General features: G+C 56.1%; 17 protein-coding genes. 7 read left to right on the forward strand and 10 right to left on the reverse strand.

Annotated features, from left to right (window positions below; all coding sequences use genetic code 11):
• Nucleotides 1-251 precede the first annotated feature (251 nt).
• The gene (locus U5J94_RS01230) at nucleotides 252-1,685 is read left to right on the forward strand and encodes a hypothetical protein (protein WP_322563833.1); all 1,434 of its coding nucleotides are present in this window, start codon (nucleotides 252-254) and stop codon (nucleotides 1,683-1,685) included.
• On the opposite strand, the gene U5J94_RS01235 is transcribed toward U5J94_RS01230, so the two are convergent.
• Complete coding sequence (locus U5J94_RS01235) at nucleotides 1,670-3,109, reverse strand: rhomboid family intramembrane serine protease (RefSeq protein ID WP_322563834.1); 1,440 nt, start codon at nucleotides 3,107-3,109, stop codon at nucleotides 1,670-1,672. The two genes, U5J94_RS01230 and U5J94_RS01235, sit on opposite strands and share 16 nt — an antisense overlap.
• 203 nt (nucleotides 3,110-3,312) lie before the next feature.
• Here U5J94_RS01235 and U5J94_RS01240 point away from each other — a divergent pair, with 203 nt between their 5' ends.
• Both U5J94_RS01240 and U5J94_RS01245 read left to right on the forward strand, forming a co-directional pair.
• Entirely contained in the window at nucleotides 3,313-4,227 is a 915-nt protein-coding gene (locus tag U5J94_RS01240; protein ID WP_322563835.1) for a cyclic nucleotide-binding domain-containing protein, read from the forward strand.
• A gap of 54 nt (nucleotides 4,228-4,281) precedes the next feature.
• Nucleotides 4,282-4,989 carry a YfaZ family outer membrane protein gene (locus tag U5J94_RS01245; protein ID WP_322563836.1) on the forward strand — a complete coding sequence of 236 codons (708 nt, stop codon included), beginning with the start codon at nucleotides 4,282-4,284 and terminating at the stop codon, nucleotides 4,987-4,989.
• A gap of 74 nt (nucleotides 4,990-5,063) precedes the next feature.
• Here U5J94_RS01245 and U5J94_RS01250 read toward each other — a convergent pair whose 3' ends face one another.
• Complete coding sequence (locus tag U5J94_RS01250; protein ID WP_322563837.1) at nucleotides 5,064-5,660, reverse strand: CBS domain-containing protein; 597 nt, start codon at nucleotides 5,658-5,660, stop codon at nucleotides 5,064-5,066.
• A gap of 263 nt (nucleotides 5,661-5,923) precedes the next feature.
• Nucleotides 5,924-6,310: an HU family DNA-binding protein gene (locus U5J94_RS01255; protein WP_322563838.1), complete on the reverse strand. Its 387-nt coding sequence runs from the start codon at nucleotides 6,308-6,310 to the stop codon at nucleotides 5,924-5,926.
• A 167-nt stretch (nucleotides 6,311-6,477) separates the two neighbouring features.
• Between U5J94_RS01255 and U5J94_RS01260 the strand changes: the two genes are divergently transcribed.
• The 3 genes from U5J94_RS01260 (at nucleotide 6,478) to U5J94_RS01270 (ending at nucleotide 9,242) form a co-directional block, all read left to right on the forward strand.
• Complete coding sequence (locus U5J94_RS01260) at nucleotides 6,478-6,816, forward strand: Rieske (2Fe-2S) protein (RefSeq protein WP_322563839.1); 339 nt, start codon at nucleotides 6,478-6,480, stop codon at nucleotides 6,814-6,816.
• 90 nt (nucleotides 6,817-6,906) lie between these two features.
• Entirely contained in the window at nucleotides 6,907-7,491 is a 585-nt protein-coding gene (locus U5J94_RS01265) for a TIGR04211 family SH3 domain-containing protein (RefSeq protein WP_322563840.1), read from the forward strand.
• A 665-nt stretch (nucleotides 7,492-8,156) separates the two neighbouring features.
• Entirely contained in the window at nucleotides 8,157-9,242 is a 1,086-nt protein-coding gene (locus U5J94_RS01270; protein WP_322563841.1) for a cyclic nucleotide-binding domain-containing protein, read from the forward strand.
• Nucleotides 9,243-9,333: 91 nt separating this feature from the next.
• On the opposite strand, the gene U5J94_RS01275 is transcribed toward U5J94_RS01270, so the two are convergent.
• The 6 genes from U5J94_RS01275 to U5J94_RS01300 form a co-directional block, all read right to left on the reverse strand.
• The gene (locus U5J94_RS01275; RefSeq protein ID WP_322563842.1) at nucleotides 9,334-9,675 is read right to left on the reverse strand and encodes a histidine triad nucleotide-binding protein; all 342 of its coding nucleotides are present in this window, start codon (nucleotides 9,673-9,675) and stop codon (nucleotides 9,334-9,336) included.
• 300 nt (nucleotides 9,676-9,975) lie between these two features.
• Nucleotides 9,976-11,019, reverse strand: a complete 1,044-nt coding sequence (locus U5J94_RS01280; RefSeq protein ID WP_416224141.1) for an NADP(H)-dependent aldo-keto reductase — start codon at nucleotides 11,017-11,019, stop codon at nucleotides 9,976-9,978.
• A gap of 191 nt (nucleotides 11,020-11,210) precedes the next feature.
• Nucleotides 11,211-12,317, reverse strand: coding sequence for an FIST signal transduction protein (locus U5J94_RS01285; RefSeq protein ID WP_322563844.1), 1,107 nt, complete (start codon nucleotides 12,315-12,317; stop codon nucleotides 11,211-11,213).
• 214 nt (nucleotides 12,318-12,531) lie between these two features.
• Nucleotides 12,532-13,419 carry a phosphoribulokinase gene (locus U5J94_RS01290; protein WP_322563845.1) on the reverse strand — a complete coding sequence of 296 codons (888 nt, stop codon included), beginning with the start codon at nucleotides 13,417-13,419 and terminating at the stop codon, nucleotides 12,532-12,534.
• A gap of 162 nt (nucleotides 13,420-13,581) precedes the next feature.
• Nucleotides 13,582-14,871, reverse strand: a complete 1,290-nt coding sequence (gene purD / locus U5J94_RS01295) for a phosphoribosylamine--glycine ligase (RefSeq protein WP_322563846.1) — start codon at nucleotides 14,869-14,871, stop codon at nucleotides 13,582-13,584.
• Nucleotides 14,872-14,939: 68 nt separating this feature from the next.
• Nucleotides 14,940-16,946 carry an LTA synthase family protein gene (locus tag U5J94_RS01300; protein WP_322563847.1) on the reverse strand — a complete coding sequence of 669 codons (2,007 nt, stop codon included), beginning with the start codon at nucleotides 16,944-16,946 and terminating at the stop codon, nucleotides 14,940-14,942.
• Between the two features lie 131 nt (nucleotides 16,947-17,077).
• Here U5J94_RS01300 and U5J94_RS01305 point away from each other — a divergent pair, with 131 nt between their 5' ends.
• Nucleotides 17,078-18,427, forward strand: coding sequence for a metallophosphoesterase family protein (locus U5J94_RS01305; RefSeq protein ID WP_322563848.1), 1,350 nt, complete (start codon nucleotides 17,078-17,080; stop codon nucleotides 18,425-18,427).
• On the opposite strand, the gene purH is transcribed toward U5J94_RS01305, so the two are convergent.
• A complete protein-coding gene (gene purH / locus U5J94_RS01310) occupies nucleotides 18,399-19,958 on the reverse strand; it encodes a bifunctional phosphoribosylaminoimidazolecarboxamide formyltransferase/IMP cyclohydrolase (protein ID WP_322563849.1) in 1,560 nt (519 codons plus the stop codon). The two genes, U5J94_RS01305 and purH, sit on opposite strands and share 29 nt — an antisense overlap.
• Nucleotides 19,959-20,014 lie beyond the last annotated feature (56 nt).

A 20,014-nucleotide genomic window follows, 5' to 3' on the forward strand; every position in this document is an offset into this window, starting at 1 on the left:
GCGGCGGCTAATTTTAGATGACCGGTTTTAATCCGGTCTCACGTCGGTGAGACCGGTCCGCTTTTCAAGCCAACCCTTCGCTTGGACCCTTCCCGTTGAGCACTGAGTGGGAAGGTTCTTTTTTATGTGCCCGCTGTTTCACAACGCTTTTGCTGCGAAACAGGCCTTTGTTGTGTCGATTTTTACGGCTAGACAGGTGACAATAGACTGCATTGAGCCGGGAAGGCCTCTGCCAGTTGATTGTCGTGACTATGGAAAAAATCTACTGTAAATATCATCCCGCCGCACCGGCCCGCTGGCATTGCCCGTCATGCCGAGTCAATTTCTGTATGGCCTGTGCAGAGCCTGATACCGGTCGCGTCGAACCGACCTGTCCGTTATGTGGCCAAAGAACCACATCACTGGGCGCCGGTAACCTGATTCGACCGTTCTGGCAGCGTATCCCCCGGTTTTTCCTGTTTCCGGCTCATGTCATTCCATTGCTGTTCATTCTGGTACTGGCCGGCCTGAGTATGCTGGTATCCGGCTCCCTTTTCGGGATGCTGTTTATGCTGGCCATTAATATCGTGTTCTTCAAGTATGCATTTGTGATCCTGGAGGATACGGCACAAGGTTATCTGGAGCCCCGGCCGATTACCAAGAGTGTCATCTCTGATGAGCTGGAGTTACCGCTCAAGCAACTACTTCTCATATTTTTTATTGGTACGCTCAATTACAAAGTTCTCCAATACTTCGGGCTCGGACCTTTTTTTATTACGGTCTTTATGTCCGTTGTTGCTTTCCCGGCGGCTATTATGGTGCTTGCTGTCGAGCACAGTTTTTTCAGGGCGCTCAATCCGCTGATGATTCTGGTGACTATCAAGCGAATCGGGATGTCGTATTTTATTATGTGTCTGTTTTTGGCCCTGTTATTGAGTGGTGCGGCGGTTGCCAGCGATATTCTGACGACGGTATTGCCCCAGAAGCTCTGGTTCGCCAGCAGTAATTTTATCAATATGTACTTTATCCTGATTATGTATAACATGATGGGATATGTAATTTATCAATACCATGAGCAACTTGGGCATAGCGTAACAGAGGCCTACCTGGAATCGGAAACAGGGGGCAACAAGGCGGTTTCAGATCCGCGTTTTCGACACATCGATATATTGTTGCAGGAAGGAAAAACTGCTGAAGCGGAACAGAAGTTGGTTCGGGCCATCAAGGATAACCCTGGCGAGTTCGATGCCAGGGAAAAGCTGCATCGGTTTTATATCGCAACCCATAATCAGAAAGGCCTTATGCAGCACAGTGCTGATTATATTATGCGATTACTTCATACTAACAGGCCGTCGGAAGCTATGCGGATTTATCTGGAGGCCTCGCATATTGCGTCTCAACTCAAGCCTGGCGGCGCCCGGGAGCGACATGAGCTGGCCGAGTTATTGAAAACCAACGGGCAGTCTCGCGCGGCATTGAGTCTGTTGAACAATCTGCATCAGGAGTTTCCCAGTTATGAGGGGATTCCGGGTGCTTATCTGTTGGTGGCGCAAATTATGTTTGAATACTTCGGGGAAGAGAAAAAGGCTTTGCAAGTCCTGGATTTTCTGAAGAAGAAATATGCCGGACACCCTTTCTTGAAAGATGTGGAAGAGTATCGGCAGGTAATAGAAAAGATGACGACGGCAAGTCAGCCCAGTGCCTGACGGGCATGTCCGGCTTCTCGGCTATCGGGATAACACTCCAACAGGATATTTAAGTATTTTTCTGCCTTGTTACGGTTATTGTTACGTTGATATTGACTCGCCAGTGCCATCAATCCCTCCGGGTTGCGTGCAAAATCACTTTTGCGTGTAGTCAGATATAAAATGATTTTTTCGGCATCTTCAAGGTAGTTGCCCGAGGAAAATCGTAAGGCAATCGACATAAGTTGATCCGGGCTGAGACGTACGTTGGGCTGTACCTGTTCAACATAACCGATAAAAATGTCATGCAGTTGACGAATCGGAATGGTTCTGGGTTGAGCGGGTTCGAGTAGCTCTCTGGCATATTCGTGTATAGCCCCATCGTTGGTGAGTTTGGCGATATTGAAAAGCTGCTCAGTTACTTCAATCTTATTCGGATAGGTTTCCCGAAGCTCCTTGAAAATCCGGCGTGCCTTGTCGAGTTCCATGCGGGCGACATATTCCAGCCCCTGCTGGTAACTTTTCTGATAGGCCTGCTGTTTCTCTTCCCGATCGAGATAGTCGAGATCCGCTTTACCATAACGCAGGGCGATATAGCCGATTAGTGCACCACTCAAAAGCCCGCCGATATGCGCAAGGTTGTTTATATTGCTGGGGGAATAGAGTTGGGTAATGATCTCGTACCCCAGCCAGATTGGCAGTAGAATGATTGCCGGTGCGCGAACAAAATCGAAATAGAACAGCAGGGTGTAAAAGAAGCGGATTTTACGTCGACCAAACAACACCGTGTACATGCCCATCAGGCCGGAGATGGCGCCCGAGGCGCCAATGCCCCACATCAGGCTGTCGGGCTCTAGCAACATATAAAACAGTCCGGAACTGGCGCCGGCGACCAGGTAGGCAAGCAGATAAGTTGTCCGCCCAAGTGTCATTTCCACGCTGAAACCAATCAGTAACAGAAAAATCATGTTGCCGATCAGATGGCCCCAGTTGGCATGAAGAAACATGTGGGTAATCAGGGTGGTGAGTGAAGGTTCGGCGGTCTTGAAGCTGTATTGGTAAGTGACAATACGTTGCAAATAGTTTTCAAATGTGCGGCGTTGTTCCCGCCAGATTTCGTAATCCGGATGTTCCGGGCCGATAAGCTTGCCGTCCTTCATAAGGCGCTGGAATTTCCCGTCAGTCAGCAGGCGGGATAACAATATATCGTCATTTTCCTGGCGGTCGAGCTGGCCTTCGAATCCCTGCTGGCTTAAAAATTCCCGATATAGCGGAAGCTCAATGGCGGGCAGTCTGGAGTCGAGATAATAGTCGTAGGCCCGGACTTCCAGCCGTTGATCATCGCCTTGCCAGAGTGTGAAACACAGAACATTGATAACCAGTAGCAATAATGTGATGACAGGCGGGTTTCGCCACTCGGGTTTCCTGTCCAATGGAATAAACATCTGGTCGGGGTGTCCGTCTAGAGTGTCGTTAGCTGAAGCGGATAATTGGCATGATTTTGCATCCGGGTATTTTGCCAGCTACGGCGAAAAATGGAAACTGTGAAACGATTCCTGTTTTCTTTGTGTCCCGGGACGGATTATTAAACTTTACTAATACAGGCTTCGCCAGGCCCGGGCCAGTCGAAAACGGCACAGGAGAGGATATGCAAGAAGTAAACGGAAATCTGCGACAGACCGTTGAGCAGGCCATCGAGCGCCAGGAGGCGTTCGGCGAATTGTTGACCCGGCAGGAAAAGGAGCAACTGCTCGATTATGGTGTAGTACGCAGTGCCGTAGCCGGGGAGTTTCTATGTCGTCCCCATCAGGTTGATACCCGGGTCTATATATTAGTGATTGGTGAAGTGGAGATTCGAAACAGCACAGAAGAAGATGGCACGGTATTGGCCCGTCTGGGACGGAGTGAACTATTCGGCGAGATTTCCGCATTGTTCCGTTTGCCGCGTATCTCCGCTGTCAGGATCAGCCGGCCTTCTGTACTGCTGGAAATTCCCGGGGATATCCTGGAAAAGGTGATCAGCAGCCGGCCGGAACTTTATGAGGCGGTGGTTCAGCGTTATAAACAGCGAATTACTGACACCGCGTTACGCAGTGTCTCGCTGTTTCGTTCAATCCCGGCAGACAGACTGGCAGCTTTGAATGAGTGTTTTTCGTTAGTCGGGATACCGCCGGGGAAGGTGATTGTCACTGAAGGCGAGCCGGGGGAGGCCATTTACGTCATCATTTACGGGACAGCCAGAGTGGCCCACCAGGTGGGTGAGGAGTCACTCAATCTTGCGCTGTTGTGTGCCGGGGATTACCTGGGGGAATGGTCGGTCCTGACCGGGGCGCCGCGTGCCGCGACCGTGACGGCGGTGACCCGTGTGGAAGCCATTCGCATCGACTGCCAGCCGTTTTTACAGTTTATACGGGAAAACCCGCAAATTGCCGATCAGTTCAATACCCTCGCCTTCGAACGTTATTCAACAGTGGCCGGCCAGGGGCAATTGGCCGATTCACCCGAGATGATGGATCAGGTTTTATCGCGTATCAAAAACCTGATTGCCCAGTCTGGCGAATAAGTCTGTCAGGACGGCTGTGGCACGGGGTGTCGCTTCGTTGGCGGAGCCGAATAGATGCTGTTTTACCCTCCCCGGCCGTTGTTCTGGTCGGGCAAAAAAACTGTTATTTCACCGGCGTTCCCTGTTAATATTCCGTTCATTCCACTTAAGTGTACAAAGCAACAAGCCAGGTCAGGGATCATTATGCCAAGCAGAATAATTCAGATAGTCCTACTCGCCCTTGTCAGCAGCACAGCCAGCGCCGACGCCATCAAGGCGAATCTGGGCGACGAGGTTGCGCGTTTTTCCTATGCCACCGACTCTTTCGGGCAGCAGTTCGGTCGACTGGAAACGGAATTCGGCTTGATGTTCACCGATCGTGATGAAGCGGTGCGCGAAGATGATTTTCTGGCTCATCTCGGATTGCAGGTGCGCGGGGAAAGTCTTGATTTTCCGTTAATCGTCTCGGTGGGTGGCAGGGCCTATTATGGCCAAGCCGCTGAATTCGATGTTTCCGCGATTGGCATCGGTGGTGATCTGCTGTTGCTGCCGGAAAGCTGGGGCGGATTCGGTCTGGGAGCCTTCTTCTACCACGCCCCGAAAGTTGTCACATTCCAGGATGCGGAGAGTTTCACCGAATGGGGTTTATTTGCCTCCTTTCAGATTACGCCGCAGGCCAGCGTTGTGGCAGGTTTTCAGAATATTGAAGCCGAGATCGAAAACGGCGTGGGCGATGTGGAGTTTGAGGATGGCGGTTTCTTCGGAGTTGATATTCGCTTCTAAATGCCGCCTGCCCCGGATAAGCCCGAAAGGCGTCTCTCGGGGCTTGTTCCGCCCCGGGATTTTTACTTGAACAGTCAGCCTGTCGCCAGCGCCTGCTCCAGTTCGGCAAAGCTGTGAGCCCGGCCACTCTCCGGGATCGGCATGCCCAGTTGCCGACTGATGTGCGAGGCGGAGAAAATTCCCCGAACCCGCTGCAGGCCGTACCGGTCACTGTCGATGACCAGGGCGTGTTGACGGGCGACCTGTTGCAGTGTTGTGACAATATCACCGACACAGGCCATCTGGATGTCGGCGAGGTTGAGCACATCCAGCTCGTCATGCGGGGTCATGATATCGCGCACCATCACTTCCTCGTAGGTACAGTCCACCTCGTGCATGTAGCGCACAGGCTTCTCACCCAGAATATCGGTCGCGGTCAGAATGCCGGCAATCGAATTGTCCGCACGGCAAACCAGTAATAATCGAACCTGATTGGCAATCATTTTCTGGTTGGCGGCATCCAGGCGGACGGATGGTTCCACGGTGATTGCGGCAACCCGCTGCAAATCGGTCATGGCATAGATGGCAGGCATGTCCAGTGTCAGATGATCGGGCAGCAACTGCTGGGGGCGATGGAACCCGATGTGGTTTGATAATTTGCTCAGGGGCAGGGGCGTATAGTGTGTAGGCATTATGGTTACCGTCCGGTTTGTACAGGGCATATTGAGTAAATAGACAATCCTGCGCCACTTTGCAAATCCGACAGGGGACTATATCCTGGATAAGGAATAAGGGAATTGGTCGCCTCGATGAGCAGCAGGTTGTTGCCAGTTACGGCATTCGGATGGCACGCTGACAATCGGCTGTATTTATCGCGAGGCGGGACTTTCGGTGGTCGGAACGAAAACGGCCGGGCAAATACCCGGCCGCTGTTTCACTTCACTGTCGTTACGGTTCAGGCGGCCATGTCCTTGAGTGCCTTGAGGGGCTGGGCCTTGATAACGTTGCGGGCCGGTTTGGCCTTGAACACAGTCGGTTCGCCAGTGAAGGGGTTGATACCCTTGCGAGCCTTGGTGGCCGGTTTGCGAACGACTTTGATCTTCAACAGCCCCGGCAGAGTGAAGACGCCGGCGCCATTGCGTTTGACATGGCCATTGATGATGGTGGCCAGTTCCTCGAAGACAGCGGCAACCTGCTTTTTCTGCAGATCGGTACGTTCAGCAATAGTCGCATACAGGGTGGACTTGGTCATTGGTTCCTTGATGGATTTAACTGCCGGGGCCTTTTTGGCAGCGGTTTTTTTCTTTGCGGTTTTCTTCTTGGCTTTTTTCTTCGTTGCCATGATTGCTCCTGAATGTTCTCAACGTATTGTTTAACTGATGCTAAAATAGCACACTCTAACGAAATTTAAAGCTGTTATAAGGCTATTTTTGACGATTTTGTATTTCTAACGCAAGCATTTTTCCCTGATTTTTACGGGATAAGATGTGTCTTGTCGGAGTGTTGACGATGACCGAGATCAGGGTTTGCCATATTGACGAGATCGGGGATCCGGGCAGCCTGGAAGTGGAACTATCCTGCGACGATGAGGAGAACAGCGCATTTGTCGTCAAGGTGCGGGGCCAGTTGCATGCCTATGTCAACAGTTGTCCGCATACCGGGGTCCCTCTTAACTGGTTGCCGGACCAGTTCCTCGACTATTCAGGGGAGCTGATACAGTGTGCCCTGCATGGCGCCCAATTCCGGCCCGGGGACGGTTATTGCGTATGGGGGCCCTGTCAGGGCCAATCGCTCAAATCGCTGCCGGTCAGGCTTCTTCGGCAGCAGGTCTATGTCAGCTGTGCCTGAAGGCGGCTAACGAGCTCGCGTGTTCGTCCGGGTCAGGCTGTTTGCTCTCGATACTGCATAAGTGGAAGAAATTCATTACACTATTCAATTATGGACTACAGACCCCTGATTTTTCTGCTTTGCCTGGTCGGCCCGTTTACCGGACCGGCCCTCGCGGCCGACAGCTCCGATACGGTTTATATTGACGATATGCTGCGGGTGGGAGTGCGTCCCGAACCGGACAGTCGATCCACCCCGGTGGGTGTTGTCACCACGGGGATGCAGCTGGAGGTACTGGATAGCCGGGGTGATTATCTGCGAATCCGGACCGACAAGGGACTGTCCGGCTGGATCAAGGCTGTTTACGCCACCGGCGAACCGCCGGCGATGATTAAGCTTGAACAGCTCGAGAAAAAACGCGCCGAGATTCTGGAGGAGCTGGATGCACTGCGTCAGAATGTGACCGTTCTGGAGGAGGCAAACAACAGCCTCAACAACCAGCTGGATCAGGTCAAGGCAGAGCGCTCCAAGCTTCAGCTACGCCTTGCGCGCGATACTTCGACGCAAAAGCAGGCTGGCAGCTACTGGTTCCTCTGGCTGCTAGGCCTGGTGGTGGCGGCTGTGGCGGCATTCGCCGGCGGCGTTCTCTGGCAGCGTCGGCAGACAACCCGACGCCTGGGCGGCCTGCGTGTCTGAACAGGTGCTCCGAATGTCGGATCGCCATGACTTTAATCACTGCTGCCATGCCCTCGAACAGATGGCGTGAATACGTCCTGGCAGCTTCGAAGGCCTCCTCCCTGTGGCCGACAGTCCTGAAAGGCGCGGCAGTAGCCTATATCTGTATCGGTATTCGCAACGCTTATCCAGTCGCCATTTAATTCTGTTGTCGCTATTTGGCTTTTCCGACATCCCGTCAACGGGCAGATTGCTTGAGCCCGACTCCCAGGCATAACTATCCGGTTTGGCGTGCCGTAGCGCCGCCACGCAGCCGGGACCCGTGCCTTCATTCGGGCTGGCAACTCTGGACGAGTACTAGTCCATCCGCTCTGCCATCTTCAGAACAGCGCTGGATAACCCCCGGAAACTTGTTTCTTCCAAAATAAGAGAGGGCTTGTCATAGTGTCGGCAGGGGGAAATCTGTTTTACCGGTTATTGTGTGATGGAGTTAACATACCTTTGACATGTAACTTTATAACAATAGTTTCCGAATCGTCAGTGATCCAAAGTCCTGACGGTTGGGGTGCTCCTGACGACGGAACAGACTGGTAACAGCTGTCAATTGCGGGAGCTGTCCGGTGTGTGTACCGGTTGTTCTGTACCGGTTGTTTGGCAAATAATAGCAGCCTTTGTTGGTGTCGCGGATGAATGACAAGTCAACTTTAAATATCGAATTGCTTAAAAAGTATGAGCCTATTGCTTCTCTCTCCGCAGAACGCCTGCAAGAACTCAGTAGTCTGGTTTCACTGGACTCGCCCGGCATCGGTGTCAGCCTTTTTCGGGAAGGGGACATCGATAACCAGACGGTTTATCTGGTGGAGGGGGATATCCAGCTTACCTCCTCGGATGGTGGTGTAAGCCGGGTGATTTCGCCCCGTGACGACGAGGCCCGCTTTCCGCTGGTCGATGGTCAGCCGCGTCAGGCCACCGCAACAGCTCTGACACGGGCTCGCGTGATCCGTATCGAGAACAGCATTCTCGATTATATGATGATGTGGGATCAGATGGCGGTCTCGGAGAGTACGGCGACGCACCCTGAACAGACAGACTCAACTTCGACAATGTCTCAGCCGGCTCTCTCTGACGGAGCTGACCGGAGTTGGATCCGCAAGGTGCGGCATATTATGGCATTTGAATCAATGCCGCCGGCCAATATCAAGCAGCTGCTGGAGAAGATGCAGCCGATGGACGTTAGCGCCGGGGAGACCATCGTCGAGCAGGGCGAGCCCGGCGATTATTATTATGTGCTGACAGAAGGCGATGCACAGGTCACCCGCAGCGTCAGACTGGCAAACCTGGAGGCCGGTAGCAGCTTCGGTGAGGAGGCTTTGCTGTCCGGCGGCAAACGTAATGCCTCGGTCACCATGAGGACCAAAGGACAGGTGATGCGCCTGGCCAAGGAAGATTTTGATGCATTACTAAAGGAGCCGTTGCTGGCTCGTATCTCCCCCGACGAGGCGCGTGTTCGTGCCGCCAGGGGAGCGCACTGGCTGGACGTGCGTCATGCGCGCGAATTTCGCCACAGTCGCATGCCGAATGCGAACAACATCCCGCTGCATGAGCTGCGCATGCGCCTGGATGAGCTGGACAGGGATATCGAATACATCTGTTATTGCACCACCGGCAAGCGCAGCGCCGCGGCCGCCTTCCTGCTGGTCCAGAACGGCTTCAAGGCCTGCGTCCTCAACGGCGGCATCCAGGTCATGCCCCAGGATCTGCAGCGGGGCTGAAGGGCAATTTTGAATTTTTAGTTTTGAATGTTGAATTGAAGGCTGGTTGAGCAAACAATTCAACATTAAACATTCAAAATTCAAAATTGCTTCACCCCGGTGGCCATGTCATCGGGCGGCCGGCGAGCAGGTGCAGGTGGACGTGGTAGACGGTCTGGCCGGCCATGCGGTTGCAGTTCATCACCAGCCGATAGCCGTCCTCGTCAAATCCCTGCTGCCGGGCATAGTCTTGTGCAGCCAGGGTCAGTTTCCCGATCAGGGCGGCATCTTCGTTGCCAAAATCATTAATGGTACTGATATGGCGTCGCGGGATGAATAGAACATGCTGCGGGGCCTGGGGATTGATGTCGCGAAAACCGATGACCTCCTCATCGGTATAGACGATATCAGCCGGTTGCGTGCCGCCAGCAATCTGACAAAACAGGCATGTCATACAGAGCTCCCTCATTAACCAGTCTCTGGGAATTAACGCGGAGTTCGCGGAGTCGCAGAGACGCAGAGTAATACATATTTAAGAGATAAAGTGTCTTTGTCTGTAGTACATCTGAAACAGGCTATTTCAAAATAATCTTTCTCCGCGCCTCTGCACCCAAACAACGGGTATAAACGCCTCCGCGAACTCTGCGTTTTTTACAGATAAACAGGCTACGACGCAGTTTCTGTATCTGGCCCTTAGCCCTTAGCCCCTAGCCCCTAGCACCTAGCACCTAGCACCTAGCACCTAGCATCTAGTTCAGGGACTGGGGTTGGGGTATTGCTGGTGGATCGTCTCGATCCCGGCCAGTACCTCATCGGACAGGTGCAGATCGATACTGGCGATATTGCTCTGCAGCTGGTTCATGTCAGTGGCGCCGACAATATTGCTGGTCAAAAATGGCCGGCTGTTAATATAAGCGAGCGCCATTTGTGCCGGGTCCAGATCATGCTTGTGTGCCAGCGCCACGTATTGCTCGGTTGCGGCGATCGCCTGCGCATTGCTGTAGCGGGTGTAATCCGGATAGCGGGTCAGGCGGGCCCCGGCCGGTTTCTTGCCGCCCAGGTATTTGCCCGAGAGCACCCCGAAGCCCAGCGGTGAATAGGACAGCAGGCCGCACTGTTCTCGGCAGGAGATTTCGGCCAGTCCCACCTCATAACTGCGGTTCAGCAGGCTGTAGGGGTTCTGCACCGAAACGATACGCTGCAGATCATGCGCTTCGGCCAGTTGCAGGAAGCGCATGACCGCCCAGGGCGTTTCATTGGATAGACCGATGTGGCGAATCTTGCCGGCCTGACGTTGTTCTTCCAGGGCCTCAAGGGTTTCCCGCAGGGGCGTGAAGTCATCCTCCGCCGTATGTTGATACCCGAGTTGACCAAAAAAGTTGGTGTTGCGCTCCGGCCAGTGCAATTGATAGAGATCGAGATAATCGGTCTGCAGCCGCTTGAGACTGGCATCTACCGCCTGGCGAATATATTCCCGGTTATAACGGGTGTTGCCGCCACGAATGTGCGGGATCCAGTTCTCCCCGGGCCCGGCGATCTTGCTGGCCAGGATGATCTCCTTACGCCGACCGCTTTTCTGCAGCCATTCGCCAATGATCTCCTCGGTGCGCCCGTAGGTCTTCGCCTGCGGCGGAATCGAATACAGCTCGGCGGTGTCGATAAAGTTCACCCCCTGCTCCAGCGCGTACTCGATCTGCTCAAACGCCTCCCCGGACGTATTCTGCTCGCCCCAGGTCATCGTGCCCAGGCAGATGACACTGACGTCGATATCGGTGTTCCCGAGTTTGCGGTATTCCATAATCTCGACTTCTTGCTGTAATTTCAAAAAAGCGGTTCACCGCAGAGACGCAGAGAGCGCAGAGGTATAATTTTACTATTTTGTAGTGAATAATAATTTACAATAACCAGCATAACGGCTGCTGCTATAACCACAGTTTTTAAAACAGAAAATATTTTACTCTGTGTTCTCTGCGTCTCTGCGGTAAAAAACTATATGAACAAAGTAAGGACGCCGGTGTAGCCGTACAGGCGCTGGCCGGCGATTTCGCCGTTGGCGTAGAAGCCGACCAGCGGGATATCGCCGAAGACGTCGCTGATCATTTTCATCTCTTCGGAGTTCTCCCCGAACAGGTGCCGCCCGCGGCCCAGACAGCTGATATAGAGCCCGCCTTTGGGTTTAGCGTCACCGAGGCGTTTTTTAACATCGGCCAGCATGCGGTGCATGTCCTCGACGGCAGACTTGCCGTCGCGGCGGCAGAACATGATCGGGGTGTCCGGGCTCATGTGTTCACCGATGGCCAGCAGATTGTTATCGGGATCAAAACCGATGACGTTGCGCACCAGGTAGTCGCCGGTATCGCTGCCTTGCACGGGGAAGGCCGCGAAGATGTAGCCGGCGGCGCGATCAATATCCCGGGCCAGTACCTCGCCGATGTCTTCCTTGAAGACCTCCAGGGCGGGGCGGTTATCGATGGTGATAGCCATATGGTGATCACAGCTGGTGAGTTTTCGGGGTTCGGTGATCGGTGTGCAACCCTGACTCAGGCCGGTGACCATGGGGATATCCTTGAACACGACACCGGAGAGCGACCCCTCGGTGAGATCATCGGCGACCTGAAAGTAGTTCTGTTCGGACGATGTCAGACCGCCGATCAGATAGCCATTGCCCAGCTTCTCCGGCAGTTCATCAATCAGCTGCGGGAGATGGCCGTTACGCGGATCGCCATGTACCACAGCAGGGCGCAACGAAAAGTCATATTCGTCGGCATGGGTGATAGCATTTTGTTCTTCCCGGGCCAGATCGAATACGCTGAAACTCTCTTCGGGAAACTGGCAGGCCAGCACCGCCAGCGCCGGGCGATCATAGTATTCGGTGTTGGTACAGCAGATGCCGCTGCCGACGCTGCCGATCCAATGGGGAATACCCGTCTGCTCCTTGAGCAGGCGCAGGATCTTGCTCAGATCGTTGCTGAAGTCATCGGTCACATAGACAAATGCGAGATTACACGCCTCGCAGGAGCCGAGCTGTTCAACGACTTGTTCGGTGGCTTGCTGCCAGTCGTTATCAGCGGCATTCCCCAGTTTAAATTGTGTCATAGTCAGACCATTTGCATGCTGTCAGGGCCGATCATGCTAGCACGTAAGCGGGCCTGTTATCGATATGCGTTGGCTGAAAAGCATCCAGGAAGGTTGGCCTGATAAATCGGTGGTTGCACTCCACGGTTTTAGCGAGGCGAAATTCCGGACGGTTTCAGACAGGCATAAAAAAACCGGGCAAATGCCCGGTTTTTGTTACCTGTCGTAGTTCGGATCAGGCCTTTTTCTTCTTCTGGATCATGTTGTGAATCAGCGGATTGAGGATCAGTTCCATGGCGAACCCCATCTTGCCCCCCGGCACCACCAGGGTGTTGCGTCGCGACATGAATGAGTCGGGGATCATGTTCAGCAGATAGGGAAAATCAATGCCGGTGGGATCGCTGAAACGGATAACGATAAAGCTTTCATCCGGCGTCGGGATATCCCGGGCGATGAAGGGGTTGGAGGTATCCACCGTCGGTACCCGCTGGAAGTTGATATGGGTACGAGAGAACTGCGGCGTGATGTAATTTACATAGTCATCCATGCGGCGCAGGATGGTGTCGACAATCGCCTCGGCGGAATAACCGCGCTGTTCGTTGTCGCGGAAAATTTTCTGAATCCATTCCAGGTTGACGATCGGCACAACCCCGACCAGCAGGTCGACATGCTTGGAGACATCGACATCACCATCCGCGACTCCGCCATGCAGGCCTTCATAGAACAGCAGATCGGTCTGTTCCTTGATCTCTTCCCAGGGTGTGAATTGACCGGGGGTGAGATCGGTGCTCAGGCGGCTGTTGTGCTCGGCGGCTTCCTCGTCGCTGTGCAGGTAATAGCGGCGCTTGCAGGTGCCGCTCTGGCCGTAGGTCTTGAAGGTTTCTTCCAGCAGATCGAAGTGGTTGGCTTCGGGGCCGAAATGGCTCAGCTGTTTGCCCTGTTTGGCAAAGTCGGCGATGGCCTCTTTCATGGCCGCGCGGTCATAGCGATGGTAGCTGTCGCCCTCGATCACCAGCGGATTGATCTGCTCGCGGAAGAAGATATGTTCAAAGGCGTCTTTTACCGTGGTGGTCCCGGCTCCTGAGGAACCGGTGACCGCGATAATGGGATGTTTTGCAGACATGGGGATCTCCCTTTGGTCAAACGTGGTTTAAATCTTGTTATGGAATTGGGTGTCCAGCGGCGGCCGGGCCGCGAGCGAGCCGCCTATTCTAATAGAATGCGTGGCGGAAGTCTCGCGATGGGTGAAATTATTGGTGATGGACGGCTATCGCCGGGGTTCGTGTTAGTTCCCCGCCTGTTCGCGTGCGATCGCGCGATATCCGATGTCGTTGCGGTAATAGACCCCGTCCCAGCGGATCTGCCGGGTCACGGCATAGGCCCGCTGCCGGGCGGCGGTGACTGTCTCGCCCAGCCCGACCGCACACAGGACGCGCCCGCCATGGGTCACGATCTGCCCGTCCTGTTCGGCGGTGCCGGCATGGAAGACTTTGCTGTCGGAGGTTTCGGCAGGGATCCCCTCGATCACATCGCCCTTGCGGTAGCTATCCGGATAGCCGCCCGCCGCCAGCACCACACCCACTGCAGCGCGCGGGTCCCATTCGATAGGCGTGCTATCCAGACGCTGGTCCAGGGCCGCCTCGCACAGCTCGACCAGATCCGAGCGCAGGCGCATCAGGATCGGCTGGGTCTCGGGATCGCCGAAGCGGCAGTTGAACTCCAGCACTTTGGGCGTCCCGTCGGGGCCGATCATCAGCCCCGCGTAGAGAAAGCCGGTGTAGGGATGGCCCTCGGCGGCCATGCCCTGGATGGTGGGCTCGATCACCTCGCGCATGACCCGGTCGTGAATGTCGGGGGTGACCACCGGCGCCGGGGAATAGGCCCCCATGCCGCCGGTGTTGGGCCCGCGATCGCCATCATCACGGGCCTTGTGGTCCTGTGAGCTGGCCATCGGCAGAGCGTGTCTCCCGTCGGCCATGACGATGAAACTCGCCTCCTCGCCCTGCAGGAACTCCTCAATGACCACCCGATGGCCGGCATCGCCGAAGGCGTTGCCGGCGAGCATGTTGCGCACCGTGGCGATCGCCTGCTCCTCGGTTTGGGCCAGAATCACCCCCTTGCCGGCGGCCAGCCCGTCGGCCTTGACTACGATCGGGGCGCCCTGCTGGCGTACATAGGCGACGGCCTCCTCCACGTCGGTAAAGTTGCCATAGGCCGCGGTGGGGATGTTGTGACGTTCCAGGAAGTCCTTGCTGAAGGCCTTGGAGCCTTCCAGCCGGGCGGCCGCCCGGCTGGGACCGAAGCAGCGCAGGCCGGCGGCGGTGAACGCGTCCACCACGCCGGCGACCAGCGGCGCCTCGGGGCCGACCAGGGTCAGATCGATGGCCTCGCTGCGGGCAAAGTCGAGCAGGGCGGGGATATCCTCGGCGCCGATGGGTACGTTGTGCAGGCCTGGCTCACGGGCGGTGCCGGCGTTACCGGGGGCAACATAGACGCGCTCAACGCGTGATGACTGGGCGACCTTCCAGGCCAGGGCATGTTCACGGCCACCGCCGCCGATCACCAGGATTTTCATGTGCAGTCTCTCAGCATGCTCGGAGGCCGGGGACTATGCCGTATCCGCCCGCAGGGGTCAAACCGGCCTCAGTGTTTTGCCCGGGTGTTGGGATTGTGGTGGCGCAGATACTTGGCGCTTTCGTAGATACCCAGAGTCAGTTCGCGCATCCGTTTTGCCGTGTCGGGATGTTGCTCGCTGACATCCTGCTTGAAGTCGTCACCCCGGATATCATGCAGCCGGGGCTTGTCACGGTCGGCGCGAATACGGAAGTAAAAGTCCTGACCGAGCAGACCTAGCTGGGGGATATGCTGGTAATTGATGGTCAACGCATAACGCTGATCATCGAAGCGCGGATCCAGCAGATCCCGGCCCAGGGTGGTATTGGTGTGCGCCGGCGCCGCCAGACCCGCCAGGGTCGGCAAGACATCCAGCTCACTGGCGATCTTGTCTATTCGGCGCGGCTCGATGAGCTTCGGCGCATAGATGACAAACGGCACCTGCAAACGGGTCAAATCAAAATGGGTGGCGTAATCGGGAGTATGTTCACCACCATAGCCGGTAATGCCGTGGTCGCCGAAGAAAACGAAGATCGTATTGTCAAAGTAATCCGACTCACGGGCCAGCTGCATGAAACGGCCGACACTGTGATCCATGTAACGGAAGGAGTTGTATTCGGCATTGGAGATGAAGCCGTGTTTTTTCAGTTCCTCGTCGTCATGGTTGTCGAACTCAAAACCGCGATTGTCCTCCGGGATGGTATAGGGCCGGTGGTTCCCCGCGGTTTGAATCATGGCGAAAAACGGCTCGTCCTGGCTTGCCAGTACCTCATTTGCTTCCTCGAACAGATGCAGATCGGAGACCCCCCAGACATCCACGCGCGGTGATTTGTAACTGCCTTCCTCGTACATCTGCAGAGCGGGGATATTGTGCGAGAGGATGCCGCGGATATTACCCCAGTTAGCGCTGCCACCGAGGAAATACAGCTTGTCATAATCATTGAAGGCGTTGACCAGGGTATGCTGTTCGACAATTAGCGGATTACGTGAAGAGGTACGGTTGGTTTCGATATCCGGAATCCCGGTGAGATAGGCGAAAACCGAGCGCGCGGTACCGGTATGCGGTGTGTAAAAATTACTGAAAGAGAGGCCGTTTTCGGCAAGGCTGTCGAAGTGTGGCGTCGGATCCAGCGGGTTGCCGGATAACCCGGTTTTATAGGTTGCGAAAGATTCCAGCAATACCACCACGATGTTCGGCTTGTGTTCGGCCAGGGGGCCCGGACGGGTAATCTCGCGGCGGAAGTCCAATGCCGCCTTGTCCGGTTCGTCAACGCCCAGATACTTTGCCATGCGATCGTAATATTTGCGGGTCTTCGCCTCGTCATAGGCGATATCTTTGTTTTTGAGGGTATCAAAAAAGTACAACACCGGATTGATGGTGACCGCCGGGGCAAAGGGATGGGTGGTGGCAAAGGCATCGCTCCAGCGCAGCGGATAATAGGAGAACTTGCCATAGATGCCGAAGATCACCAGAAAGGTCATCAGCGTGGCGGTGAAAACCCGTTTCTTGCGGCCGGGTTGCCAGGGTGCCAGTGCGTTGACCCGCAGCAACAGGTGATGCATCAACCACGCATAAGCAGCCGAGACAAGCAGCACGGCCAGTATCAGACGTAACACCGGATAGCTTTGCCACATCATCCCGGCGGAGATGTCAAAATCGGTGAGAAAACGCAGGATCGTGGCGTCCAGCGGTTTGCCCAGATAGGCAAAGTGACCGAAGTCGAAAATATAAAACAGCACCAGCCCGGCAAAGATTACTGCCAGATAGCCCAGCCAGATACGCCGGTGCCAGCGGCTGCGAAACGGGCTGAACCAGCCGAAGCCGCCGAGTATCAGCAGCGGCAACAAGCTCAGCAGAATCAGGCGCAAATCGAATTTGCCGCCGACATACAGGGCGGTTAAAAGCTCTGAGGCGGGCACCGGGTTGTTGGCATTATTGAAGTAGGCCCAGAAGGCGAGGCGCGCGGCGCCCAGCAACAGCAGCTGCAACAGGATAATGACCAGCCCCAGGGTGACGAGGCGCGGGAGTTTCGGCATGGTTTTTCAGTCGGAGATCGTGGAAAATTCAGGCTGTCGATCATAAGGTAAGGGTCCGGGCATTGCAAAAATCAAATCCGGTGATGTGATGTTCGACAGCAAATCTGCAGCTACCTCAAGGCAAACTTAAAATGTTACACACTCTCAAACGCCTCGGCCGCTATAGCCTGTTCGCGCTGCTGGCGCTGGTTTTGTTGTATGCCGTCGGTCGGCCTCTCGAGATCTGGATCGACGGCTTCTACAGCGGCGAGCGGGGGCCCTATTTGCAGATGCCCGCGCCCACCGCCATCACCCTGCGTTGGCAGGCGGCCGAACCGGTGCACGCCGAAGTCCGCTACGGCACCGATCCCCGGCAACTGAGCCAGCGCCGCGAAACCGGGCAGCTCAGCGAAGAACATGAGCTTCGGCTGAGCGGATTGACGCCGGATACCCGCTATTACTATGCCATCTATCATGACGGCGAGCGGGTCCATGGCGGCGAGGCGTACTATTTTCGCACCGCGCCGCCAACCGGCGAGGCCCGGCCGTTGCGCCTGTGGGTGATCGGCGATCCGGGTTATGCCGGCCCGCAGCAGCAGAAGGTGCGCGATGCCGCCCTGGCGTGGCTCGACCGGCATCAGCGCACCGGGTTGCCCGCCCTGGATGTCTGGCTGACCACCGGCGACAACGCCTATACCTCCGGCTCCAATCCCCAGTTCCAGAACGCCTTTTTCGAACCCTATGCCGGGCTGTTGCGCCGGCAGCCGATTTGGCCCGCCTACGGCAATCACGATGCCCGACGTAACGTGTTTTTCGATATCTTTACGTTGCCGCAAAACGGCGAGTCCGGTGGCCTGGCGTCCGGCACGGAACACTACTATTCAATTGATTACGGTAATCTGCACGTCATCATGCTGGATACCCAGGCCGGCGATCTGGGCCGGGAGTCGGCCATGCTGGACTGGTTAAAGCAGGATCTGGCAGCAACCCAACAGCCCTGGAAGATCGTGGTGTTGCATCATCCGCCCTATACCCGGGGCAGTCACGATTCGGACGACATTTTCGACAGCGACGGACGCATGTTTGAGGTGCGCAGGAATGTATTGCCGCTACTTGAAAAGGGCGGGGTGCAGCTGGTGCTCGCCGGTCACAGTCACATGTATGAGCGCTCCTACCCGTTGCGCTGTCACTACGGCACCTCCGACAGTCTGCGGGAAACGATGATTCTCAGCCGGCAGACTGCCAAAGGGACGGTTTATTCTTCCCGGGGAATTGTCTATGCGGTGGTGGGCTCGTCGTCCAAGCTGGACAACGGCCCGCTGGATCATCCGGCGTTGCCGGTATCGCTGCGCGCGCCGGGATCGATGCTGATCGATATCGAAGCGCACCGTCTCAGTGCCCGCTTTATCGATGATCAGGGGGTGTTGCAGGATACTTTTGTGATCCGTCGCGGCATGGGCGACGCCGTCAACTTCAGTGGCGGAAATGCCGCATGCCGGTGAAGACCATGGCAATGTCGTGTTCGTCGGCGGCGGTGATCACTTCCTCGTCGCGCATCGAGCCGCCGGGCTGAATCACGGCCCGGATGCCGGCCGCGGCGGCCTGGTCCAGGCCGTCGCGGAAGGGGAAGAAGGCGTCGGAGGCCATCACCGAGCCGGACACTTCCAGCCCCGCCTGTTCGGCCTTGATGGCGGCGATGCGCGCCGAGTTGACCCGGCTCATCTGCCCCGCGCCGACGCCCACGATCATCAGCTCGCGGGCATAGACGATGGCGTTGGACTTGACGAACTTGGCCACCTGCCAGCTGAACAGCAGATCTCCCATCTCCTGCTCTGTGGGCTGGCGTTTTGTCACGACCTTGAGCTCGTTATATAAAGCCAGATCGGCCTCCTGCACCAGCAGGCCGCCGTTGACCCGTTTGAAGTCGAGCCGCGACTGACCGTTGCTGAACTCGCCGCAGGCCAGCAGGCGCACGTTTTTCTTGGCCGCGACCACCTCGATGGCTTCGGCGCTGACACCCGGTGCGATGATCACCTCGACAAACTGGCGCTCGACGATCGCTTTGGCGGTTTCGGCGTCCAGTTCCTGGTTGAAAGCGATGATGCCGCCGAAGGCCGATTCGGGATCGGTGGCATAGGCACGATCGTAGGCCAGCAGCAGGTTCTCGGCCTGGGCAACCCCGCAGGGGTTGGCGTGCTTGACGATGACGCAGGCCGGAGTGTCGAACTGTTTGACGCATTCGAGTGCCGCATCGGTGTCGGCGATGTTGTTGTAGGACAGCGCCTTGCCCTGCAGCTGGCGAGCGGTGGCCACCGAGGCCTCGTGCTGATCGGGTTCAACATAAAAAGCGGCCGCCTGATGCGGGTTCTCGCCATAACGCATGGCCTGGACTTTGTGGAACTGGCTGTTGAAGGTGCGCGGCAGTCCACCGTGCTGGCCTTCGCGGTCGATGGCGCCCAGATAGTTGGCAATCGCGCCGTCGTAACCGGCGGTATGTTCGAAGGTCTTGACCGCCAGATCGAAACGGGTGGCATCACTCAGCGCCCCGTCGTTGTCGGCCATCTCTTCGAGCACGCGCGGATAATCAATGCTGTTGACCAGCACCGCCACCCCGGCATGGTTTTTGGCCGCGGCGCGCAACATGGTCGGCCCGCCGATATCGATGTTTTCGATCGCGGTGGACAGATCGCAGTCGGGTTTGGCGATGGCTTCACGAAACGGATAGAGGTTCACCACGATCATGTCGATGGGCGGGATGGCATGTTCCTGCATCACCGCGTCATCCGTGCCGCGGCGGCCCAGCAGCCCGCCGTGGATCTTCGGATGCAGGGTCTTGACCCGCCCGTCCATCATCTCCGGAAAGCCGGTGTAATCGGACACCTCGATCACCGGAATACCGGCTTCAGACAGCAATTTTGCCGTGCCGCCGGTCGAGAGGATCTCGACACCGAACTGCTCGTGCAGTTGTCTGGCAAATTCGGCGATGCCGCTTTTGTCGGAGACGCTGATCAGCGCGCGCTGGATTTTATTCATGGTTGTGAGTTCCCCACCAACAATTCGGCCACGGGATTGCCGTGGCCGACGTTGTG

Origin of the sequence: Thiohalophilus sp. (assembly GCF_034522235.1) — a bacterium.
In the GTDB taxonomy this organism is placed as follows: Bacteria; Pseudomonadota; Gammaproteobacteria; order UBA6429; family Thiohalophilaceae; genus Thiohalophilus.